Origin of the sequence: Rheinheimera sp. (assembly GCF_020217005.1) — a bacterium.
GTDB lineage: Bacteria > Pseudomonadota > Gammaproteobacteria > Enterobacterales > Alteromonadaceae > Pararheinheimera.
Window position 1 is genome coordinate 1 of sequence record NZ_JAIWOI010000346.1, and the last position, 10,000, is coordinate 10,000.

7 protein-coding genes and 2 tRNA genes are annotated in these 10,000 nt (G+C 45.9%); 2 read left to right on the plus strand and 7 right to left on the minus strand.

All coding sequences use genetic code 11. The features are described from left to right. Window positions 1–94: 94 nt before the first annotated feature. Genes LDL40_RS16965 through rlmKL form a run of 4 tightly spaced genes read right to left on the minus strand, consistent with a single transcriptional unit; the run spans window position 95 to window position 6,033 of the window. Window positions 95–1,738, minus strand: coding sequence for a DUF3466 family protein (locus tag LDL40_RS16965; protein WP_300996635.1), 1,644 nt, complete (start codon window positions 1,736–1,738; stop codon window positions 95–97). A 12-nt stretch (window positions 1,739–1,750) separates the two neighbouring features. After that, window positions 1,751–3,661 (minus strand): ATP-binding cassette domain-containing protein, encoded by a 1,911-nt coding sequence (locus LDL40_RS16970; RefSeq protein WP_300996637.1) that lies wholly within the window; start codon window positions 3,659–3,661, stop codon window positions 1,751–1,753. Between the two features lie 2 nt (window positions 3,662–3,663). Next, window positions 3,664–3,894, minus strand: a complete 231-nt coding sequence (locus LDL40_RS16975) for a glutaredoxin family protein (RefSeq protein WP_300996639.1) — start codon at window positions 3,892–3,894, stop codon at window positions 3,664–3,666. 6 nt (window positions 3,895–3,900) lie between these two features. Continuing rightward, entirely contained in the window at window positions 3,901–6,033 is a 2,133-nt protein-coding gene (rlmKL, locus tag LDL40_RS16980; protein ID WP_300996640.1) for a bifunctional 23S rRNA (guanine(2069)-N(7))-methyltransferase RlmK/23S rRNA (guanine(2445)-N(2))-methyltransferase RlmL, read from the minus strand. Window positions 6,034–6,274: 241 nt separating this feature from the next. Between rlmKL and LDL40_RS16985 the strand changes: the two genes are divergently transcribed. Together LDL40_RS16985 and LDL40_RS16990 are read left to right on the plus strand one after the other, a co-directional pair. Continuing rightward, window positions 6,275–6,351, plus strand: a tRNA-Met gene (locus LDL40_RS16985). Window positions 6,352–6,403: 52 nt separating this feature from the next. After that, window positions 6,404–6,480, plus strand: a tRNA-Met gene (locus LDL40_RS16990). A 262-nt stretch (window positions 6,481–6,742) separates the two neighbouring features. Here LDL40_RS16990 and LDL40_RS16995 read toward each other — a convergent pair. The 3 genes from LDL40_RS16995 to LDL40_RS17005 all read right to left on the minus strand — a co-directional run. Then, window positions 6,743–7,267 (minus strand): hypothetical protein, encoded by a 525-nt coding sequence (locus tag LDL40_RS16995; RefSeq protein WP_300996641.1) that lies wholly within the window; start codon window positions 7,265–7,267, stop codon window positions 6,743–6,745. Window positions 7,268–7,741: 474 nt separating this feature from the next. Further along, the gene (locus LDL40_RS17000; protein ID WP_300996643.1) at window positions 7,742–8,926 is read right to left on the minus strand and encodes an SAM-dependent methyltransferase; all 1,185 of its coding nucleotides are present in this window, start codon (window positions 8,924–8,926) and stop codon (window positions 7,742–7,744) included. Between the two features lie 65 nt (window positions 8,927–8,991). Further along, the coding region (locus tag LDL40_RS17005; protein WP_300996645.1) for a DNA recombination protein RmuC at window positions 8,992–10,000 on the minus strand (1,009 nt) is incomplete at its 5' end.

Sequence of the window (10,000 nt, forward strand, 5' to 3'; positions counted from 1 at the left end):
TTTAATTTTTTTTAATTATTTTTAGTCCTTCCCAACATTCACAGGCATAAAAAAACCTGCCAGCGGCAGGTTCTTTCTAACAGCGCACGAAATGTCAGTATTTGCGTCGTCTTAATAACAACAAAGGCAGAAGCAATAAAGTTAACAACCCTGTAGAACCACCTTTTCGTTCGTAAGTCTGCTCTTGTGGAATATTACAGCTATCTATGGTTCCATTCGGCACAGGTACGAGTTTCACAGGTCTTGTGACGTTTTCCATCAGAGGATTACCTGCACTGTCTTTAACCACTTCGCCCATGGAATCACGTTGCTCAACTGACACCACAGCGTTAGCTAAAATCTCATTGTTGTTATTAATATCTTTGGCTTCAACCAGAGTTACGCTGGCATCACAAGGCAACAATGTATTCAGATCAGTAAAGCTGGAGTTTTCCGCGTCATACAGAAACGCTACCTGTCTGCGGGTCGTGCTGTCCGCTGGTAATATTTCAGCTACACCAACCACCATATTGTTGTCGTTGATGGCTGCAGGCACTGAATTTGAGCTTTCGAAAAAGTCTTTTGGAAATGTCACCGTTTTCGTGTTGTAGTCAAATACAAAAAACTTATTTCTCTGTACCCCGTTAATCACTTTGTTCGCACTACCAACAATAAGGTTATTGTTGTTAATGTCATTGGCGGAACTGTAGTTCCATTCCAGAGGATCAACAATAGCTGAGACTTCTGATTCAGCATAGACAGTGGCATGAACAGAGCTGATATTACGATTTTCATCTGTATAAGATGAAGAGCCCACAGCTATGCCTATATCGTTGACTGAAACAGCCCGACTCACGTAATTTGATTCAGCCGAACCTTCAATAGCCGGTCCCAGGAATCCATACTGAACGGGAGCTGAGATTTGGCCGGCTTCATTCATCTTCCAAACCAAAGCGCGTTCTACATAGCTTCCACCAAGCGCATAATTGTACTGACAAATCGCTACAGGCAAAGCCTTGCCATCGCAAGTCTTATCCATGGCTTCAGCTACTGTATCCAGCATCAGAACACTACCAGAACCCGCTATGTAGTTTGTTTCACTAATTTTCTGAGCCAGGGCAAAACCGCCGCCTCTTTCTTCATAAGGTATAGGCAAAGCAACTGAGCTGTTGCCATTCACTACGAAAGATTTGATATGAGCCGGTGCCGGCGTCCATAAATTAACAGTTGCCGGAGAAGGGGTAGTTTCTGTTGCTGCAGGGGTGAAGCTTTGTTGAGTAAAGGTTGTTGTAGCAACAGCTATAGCGTTGCCACTGTTATTAATGTCGTAAACATATTCTCTATTGGTTGGAACTGCGGCTTGTTCACGAACTTTAATTTGTGACGCAGTGGATAAATTAAAAGCCTGGACATCACTATAGCGTTGAACAGCATAACTTGAAGCATTATTGGCCAGATAATTCAGCAAAACACCTTGTATTTTGCCATTAATATTACCAAGTTTCGCCTGTGCAATTTCTTCCGCAGTCAGAGCACCGGTTATAGATGAGTTTTCAAAATCAACCGCACTGATATCAACTGGAAAATTATAAATAAAGCTGGCGGAACCAACAGCATCCCCATTGTCATTCATCGCAGCGCCAAACTGAGAACGAACTGTACTAAGTTCCGGCAACTCCTGAACCTGATAAACGGCGGCATAAGCTGAGCTGGCGGCCAGGCCGGGTAATAAGGCTAATACTATGGGCGATAATCTCATTCAGGTCCCCTGTTACTGCTGATTTAATGCTTCTAATTGTTCCCAACGCTCATAAGCGTGCGCGAGCTTCGACTCGGTCTCATGCAATAGGTTCAACGTTTTTTGGGTGCTCTCGGCACTTTGCCGAAAAAATTGTGGATCATTGACTTGCTGCTGCAAGGCACTTAATTCTGCATCAAGTGTCTCGATTAAAGCGGGCAATAGTTCCAGTTCTCGTTTCTCTTTGTATGATAACTTCTTACTGCTAGTGGATGAAAGCTCAACTGGCTTTTCTTCGACAGGTTTTACACTTTTTTGCACTGTTTCAACAGCTTTTACATTGTTTTGCTGCCGTTTTTGGTAAGCCACCACGTCTTCGTAGTCGCCAGCGATGTCGACCACCTTGCCTTGACCGGCAAAATACAGTGAACTGGTCACTGTATTATTCACAAATTCACGATCATGGCTGACCAGAAGCACAGTGCCCTGATACTGCTGCAGAATATCCTCAAGTAGTTCAAGAGTTTCTACATCCAGATCGTTGGTCGGTTCGTCGAGGATCAGTAAATTGCTTGGCTTGGCGAATAAACGGGCCAGCAATAAGCGGTTTTTCTCACCCCCTGACAAAGCACGAACTGGTGTTCTGGCGCGCGCTGGTGCAAATAAGAAGTCCTGCAAGTAACTCAGTACATGGCGGGTCTGGCCATTTTGGGTGATTTCCTGTTTACCATCAGCGACGTTATCCTGCACCGTGGCATCTAAATCCAACTGAATACGGTGCTGGTCAAAATAGGCCACTTCCAGATTAGTACCACGCTTAATTTCACCGCTGTCGGCATTGTATTCGCCCAGCAAGGTTTTGATTAAGGTGGATTTACCTACACCATTTGGCCCGACCAACGCGATCCGATCGCCACGCATCACCAGGACGTTCAAATCTTTTAATACAGCTTCGCCTTTAAAACTGACGTTCACCCCTTTGGTTTCAAACACCAGTTTGCCAGATTTTTGCGACTGCTCAATGGCAAATTCTACTTTACCCAGTTGTTCAACCCGGGCTGCGCGTTCGTTACGCAGCGCTTTTAAAGCACGAACCCGGCCTTCGTTGCGGGTACGGCGGGCTTTAATGCCCTGGCGGATCCAGACTTCTTCTTCCGCCAGCTTTTTATCAAAGAGCGCATTGTGCTGCTGCTCTGTTTCCAGCATTTTTTGCTTACGCTCCAGATACTCAGCGTAATTACCAGGGTGAGAAGTGAGTTCACCACGGTCTAAATCTATAATGCGGCTGGCTAAAGCGCGGATAAAGGCCCTGTCGTGCGAGATAAAAATAATGGCGCCTTTGAAGTTCAGAAAGAACTGCTCAAGCCATTGAATAGCAGCGACGTCTAAGTGGTTGGTTGGTTCGTCCAGCAACAGCACATTCGGTTGCGACACTAAAGCCTTGGCCAAAGCCGCTTTACGTAACCAGCCGCCGGATAGCGAAGCGAGCGTAGTATTCGGATCCATTTCAAACTGCAGACACAGCTCTTCAATACGGCTTTCTAACTGCCAGCCCTGACGGGTGTCCAGCTCTGCCTGTAACACACCAAACTCACGTTGTTCGGCTTCGGTTGCTTCCGAGAAATGATCGGCCAACTGATAGAAGCGCTGCAGCTTTTCGGCTAAATCGCCGGCGCCCTCACGGATAAAATCTGCCACTTTAATATCAACGCGGGCTGGTGGGTCTTGCTCTAAGCGGCTGATCACTAAATTGTTCTGCCGTACCACCTGGCCGTCATCCAGGTTTTGATGACCGGTCAATATTTTTAGGAAGGAGGATTTACCAGCGCCGTTACGGCCGACTAAACAAACCCGTTCGCCGGCAAATAAACTAAAATCCACTTTGTCTAAAATGGGATGAGTACCAAAAGCCAGACTGGCTTGTTGAAAACGTAATAATTCCACTTTTATTGTCCTGACGACTGCGCAAGCAGCTGTTGTATCTGTGCAAGGTCAAAGGGCCAGAACAGTTCCTGGTCTTTCACTTTAAACACTGGAATATGCACCCGGTAGCGCTGAAAAGACTCCGGATCGTCCACTATATCGATAATTTCTACCGCACCTGCCAAACCGGCCTGCAGCAGAAGCTGCTCGGCCTGTTCACATAAATGGCAACCCCAGGTGCTGTAAAGCCGCATCTGCATTTATTCATCGACTCGTTTGAAGAGTTCAAAACACACGTGAATATGCGGGTTGCGTTTGAAATCTTCCGGTAAACTTTGGGCTGAAATATCTTTGATACTCCATCCCGCTTCTTCTAACGCCGCTTTGTCCAGCTTAAAGCGTCTTTTATTGTTAGAGAAAATCACTTTGCCGTTCGGCGCCAGGCAGCGACCAACCATAGTCAGTAACTTAACGTGATCACGTTGTACGTCCCAGGTGTCTTCCATCCGTTTGGAGTTAGAGAACGTCGGCGGGTCGACAAAGATTAAATCAAACTGGTTTTTGCAGCCTTTCAGCCAATCCAGACAGTTATCCTGAATAAACTGGTAGGCCTTGCCTTCTAAGCCATTAATCAGGAAGTTGCGTTTGGCCCAGTCCAGATAGGTATTGGACATATCCACAGTAGTGACAGACAAAGCACCACCTAAAGCCGCATGCACTGAAGCAGTGCCTGTGTAGGCAAATAAATTCAGTACTTTTTTACCCTTGGCTTGCTGTTGAATGGCTAAACGGGTGACGCGGTGGTCTAAGAACAGACCGGTATCTAAGTAATCACGCAGATTGACTAAAAACTTAGCGCCATATTCAGTCACTTCTTTGTACTGGCCTGCTTTAGCCAGCGCCTGATACTGCTCTTTGCCTTTTTGTTTTTCGCGAACTTTCAGCACCAGTTTGTCTGTACCAATACCCAGCACTTTAGGCACCAGGTTCACTACGTCAAACAAACGTTTTTGCGCTATTTGTTCATCGACATTGGCAGGCGCCGCGTATTCGTGGATCACCACTTCGCCGTCATACCAGTCGACCGCCACGTTGTATTCCGGAATGTCGGCGTCGTACATGCGGTAGCAACTGATGTTTTCGCGCCTCGCCCACTTCTCCAGCTGCTTAACGTTTTTCTTCAGGCGATTACCAAAGGATTCGCTTTCTGCATAAAACAACGCCGCAGTTTGACTGTTGGCATTCACCTGCACTTGCTGTTCGGTTAAATCGAACATGGTAAATTCACAGTCCAATGGACCGTTGGTAAACTTATAGCTTTTGGCTTTGGATAACTTCAGTGCCCGCAATAAATCCGGGCTTGAGGTAATAATGGCTAAACGCCAGCCCTGATAGTGTTTTTTCAGGCCTAAAGAGAATTCAGCATAGACAGGAATAAGTTGAGGTAAATCACCTAACCGCTCGCCGTATGGCGGGTTAGTGATAATGACACCTTTACCAGCACAAACGGCCGACTGAATTTGGGTCGCGTCCTGAGTAATAAATTCAATATAGTCAGCCACACCAGCACGGGCGGCATTCTGACGGGCTTTTTGTAAAGTGCGTTCATCAGTATCACTACCAATAAAAGTTACGCCTTCAGCTATTGCCTTGCGAGCCCCCAAAGCTTCTGCCCGCAACTGTTGCCACAGCTCCGGTTGGTGGTCACCCCAGCTTTCAAAGGCGAACTTTTCACGCTTTAAACCAGGCGCCAACTGACGGGCCATCAGCACAGCTTCTATTAATAAAGTACCGCTACCACAAAAAGGGTCATATAAAGGCTGATCAGCCTTCCAGCCGGAACGAATTAATAAAGCGGCAGCCAGGTGTTCTTTTAATGGAGCTTCGCCCTGCTCTTTTCTATAACCACGCTGATGCAGCGAAGGGCCGGAGAAATCCTGGAAGAAATGAAAATGCTGGCGCTCTAGACGCACCTGAAACCTTACATCCGGGTCGATACGATCGACATTTGGCCGGGCGTCATAACGTTCGCGGAACTGATCCACTATGGCATCTTTTACCCGCATGCCGCCAAACTGGGTATTGTCTATGGTCGGGTGTTTACCTACACATTCCACCGCGAAGCTTTGTTCCATCCGCATTAAGGAAGGCCAGTTAATGCGCATGGCGACCTGATACAGATCTGAATTGGCATCAATTTCGATGGATTGTTCCAGGCGTAGAATACGGGTCGCTAAACGCGACCATAAGCACAGCTGATACGCGTCTTTAAGTTCAGCCTTAAAGCGAACCACGCCCATGCCTAATTTAATGATTTCGCCTTGATAACGACGGATTTCATCCGCCAATAGCTCTTCAACACCTTTGGATGTTAAGGCCCAGAATTCCAACATATGATCTGCCCTGCAATAAAATGGCGCACATTATAACAGAAGCGCTTTCGAAAGCATTGGGATGTTTTCAGCTCAAAAAACAAAGATTTGCGTCTTGCCCAGCCAGAGACTCAGCCAGATCGTACGCTTAATGCGCTATACGTTTAATAATTGCGCAGTCAGTCAGTTTCTTGCAGATTTACTGGAATTAAGCCTTGCACTGCCAGGGTAAAAGCTCTACTATGCGCCCCGCAAACACGGACGCGGGATGGAGCAGCCTGGTAGCTCGTCGGGCTCATAACCCGAAGGTCGTCGGTTCAAATCCGGCTCCCGCAACCAATCTGATGTTTGTTTTAAATCCTGATAGTTACTGCTCAACTATCAATACGGACGCGGGATGGAGCAGCCTGGTAGCTCGTCGGGCTCATAACCCGAAGGTCGTCGGTTCAAATCCGGCTCCCGCAACCAACTTTAAGACCGACTTCATAGTCGGTTTTTTTGTAATTGAAATCTAGGATTGAGCAACCTCATAGCTTATCGGCATCCTCTTTATAACCCTCTGACGACGGTCGTCAGTTCAAATCTGGCTCACGCAACTTTTTTCACTGCGAAGGCTGAGATCTAATACTGTGCATTAACGTCGTCTTTAGGTGCTAAAAACAGCGACCTAGAGCGAAATGGCTACTTTGAACACCAAAATTTGAAAAAGACTAAAAATGATCCTGTGGCTTTAGTCCCCATTACCCCTTGTATCAAGAAGGCCAGTTAATTTTTTATTTTTAAACGCTGACAAATAGTCTGGGTCGTCAATTAAGTGAAACTGAACCAAATCATAATGCAGTTCACTATACAAGCCTTCAACTTCTGATACTAATGAGATCAAATCGGATAGCGTTATCGCTTTATTCTCATCTTTAAGTGAGCATATTTCCTCTTTAAACGAGTCTTCATAGAGCACCATCATCAAAGGATTATGAGCAATTAGGTTTCGCTTCTTTGCGAGCTCTAGCAGTTTGTTAAGATTCTTTGAAAATGACTGGACCTCTTCGCGATCTCCATACTTATCTTTGGCCAAATCAATTACTATGTTTATTCTCTGTGCTAGAGGTGCATTTGTTAAGTGATATACAATTCTTTGTCCATCTAACCATTTGCTGATGCAGTCAACGGTGAACTTTTCTAGGCTACCAAATGACAGGAAAACCTTACCAATATTCAGCGCCCACTCATCATTCAAATCAACAATTTTCGCCATACCACTCCTTAACTTAAAAGATTTGTATATTGTGCCAGAGCTCGTTATATAGTTTCACCAGATGACTATTAGATGTTAACTTATTGATAAATAAAAGCATTGATGGATACAGCCAAAACGCGCTGGCACATTATTGCTTTTCCCTAACATGTCATTTTTAGGTTGCCTAACACCAAAGGCCAAAATTAGGGTGGTTTACCCTCTTTGAAAACAAACAAATGTGCCTGTTGATTTGCTCAAAGTATGCCTGTTTTATAGTTAAAGCAAATAACACTGTGTATTCGTTCAGATTTACAACCAAAGCCAGCATCTGGCAAAAAACGGAGATGCAAAAGAGTTCAGTAAACGGACGGGCGACTGCGTTAGCAGACCCTGTCCAGCAGGGATGCTGGACAGGAGCCTACATGGATGTATTTACGGCGCGTCTGCGTTGCAGTTGACCGCTCCGTTATGAGACAGAAGAACTGGCCTGAATCACTCCGACGTCAACAGTAACTCTTCCAGACAATGTTGCTGTATACCGTAGAAGTTTTTGATTTGTTGCACCTGAGCCAGAATTTGTTCTCGGCTTTTGGGTTTTTGGCTTTTTACCGCCAGGATCATTTTGTTTTTGCTGGTGTGTTCCAGCGAGATAAATTCAAAGACTTGAGTGTCATACCCATAAGCTTCCAGCAGCAAAGCGCGTAGGCTGTCGGTCAGCATTTCGGCTTGCTCACCGGCATGAATACCGTGTTTTAGCATAGGTTGTAACAGTGGCGGGCTGATCAGTTGCGGTCGTAGCTGTTTATGACAACAAGGTGAACACATAATCATCGAAGCGCCAGTGCGAATGCCCATATGAATAGCGTAATCCGTCGCTATATCGCAGGCATGCAGCGCTATCATGACGTCTATGCCTTTGGCCTGAAAATGCTTCACATCGCCCTGCTCAAAACCAATACCCTGTAAATTTAAATCGCAGGCCACACCATTACATAAATCCACCAGCTCCTGGCGCAGCTCCACGCCTGTCACTTTGGCATTGAGTCCCAACTGATGCGTCAGGTAATCATGTACCGCAAAGGTCAGATAGGCTTTGCCCGAGCCAAAATCGGCAATATGCACAGCAGGTTTTTGCTTTAAGCCAGTTTGATTTAATGCCCGGTCGAATACTTCAACAAACTTATTGATTTGCTTCCATTTACGCGACATGGCAGGTACCAGCTTATGCTGCGCATCAGTCACCCCAAGTTGCTGTAAAAAAGGCCTGTCCAGCGAAAGAAAACGCTGTTTTTCTTTATCATGAGTCAAGGCTGCAGCAACAGGTGTCGTTTGCTTTATCGCTTTCGTACTGCTTAACACTTTGCCTTTTTTACTGACACTTAATTGAGTTTCGCTGTCCAAAGCTGTGAAATGGGCCGCTTTAAATTCGGTGCCCAGGAGTTGCTTAATCAACGCAAGCCCTTCGCTGACAACTAAATTTTTGGTGATATCGCGGGTTTTATGCCGGTATAAAAAACTTAAATGCGCAACATCTTTTAACACCAGAGGCCGCACTTCAATCCGCACTAGGGTTGCATCTTCACCCTGATAACTGCTGAGCAATAGCTTTTGCCAGCTGTTGGTATCAAGTTTTTGCTGAAGAAGTTGCATAAAGGCGCTGAAATCTGAAGTACTCACTGAAGTTCTCTGCAATCAAAAAAGGCCGCTAGTATAAACCTGACCGCCCCTAGCTCCATAGTGCTTTATGGCGCGGACGAGGTTTTTGTCGCTGGCAAAGCGTCTGAGTCAAACTCAATCTGCGACTTTTCAACAAAATACTCTGGCAGTTCCGCCTGAATAGCTGGTGTTAACTCTTTAAATTCATTCACCTGTTTCACCAGGTTCGCCCTGCCCTTATACAACTGGCTCTCAGCAGTCTCATAAGCTTCCTGAGCTTTGTTTAAGCTCTCTTTCACCCGTAAAAAGGTGGTCAGAAAGGTGCGTAGTTTGTTAAACACCGCATCCGCTCGTTTTGCCAATTCAGCCGTGTGTTTATGTTGCTCTTCATAACGCCATAACTGACGGACAATATTCAGGCTGGTGAGTAAAGTGGTCGGTGTTGCTACTAATACATTCTGATTCAGTGCCTGCTGGAATAAGGTCTCATCCGCCTTTAACGCCTCGACAAAAGCCGACTCTATCGGCACAAACATAAAGACTAAGTCAGGAGAATTCAGGCCCGGCAACTTGTGATAGTTCCGATCAGACAATTCTTTGATACGGGCCGCCATGGAAGCCACATGTTCCTGCAGCGCCAATTTACGCTCAGTCTCTTCCTCGGAATTGATATAACGGCTGTAGGCGTTTAACGACACTTTGGCATCAATGATGAGATGTTTACCCTGAGGTAAAAACACCACTAAATCAGGCCTTAGTTTATTGCCGTCATCCTGGGTGACGGAAAACTCACGCTGATAATCCTGCCCAGCTCTTAAACCTGAACGCTCCAGCACATTTTCCAGCACCAGTTCGCCCCAGTTGCCTTGCGTCTTTTTCTGGCCTTTGAGGGCCACAGCCAATTGGTGCGCTTCTTCGGTGATCTGTTGATTCAGCAGTTTTAAATGCTGCAGCTCGTGATTGAGCAGTGCCTGCTGCTGGCTATCTTTGAGGTGAATATCTTCCACTTTGCTTTTAAAAGCATCCAGCTGCAAACGGAAAGGATTTAATAAGCTATTTAACGCTTCCTGATTAGAGGCCTGGAAACGTACTGAT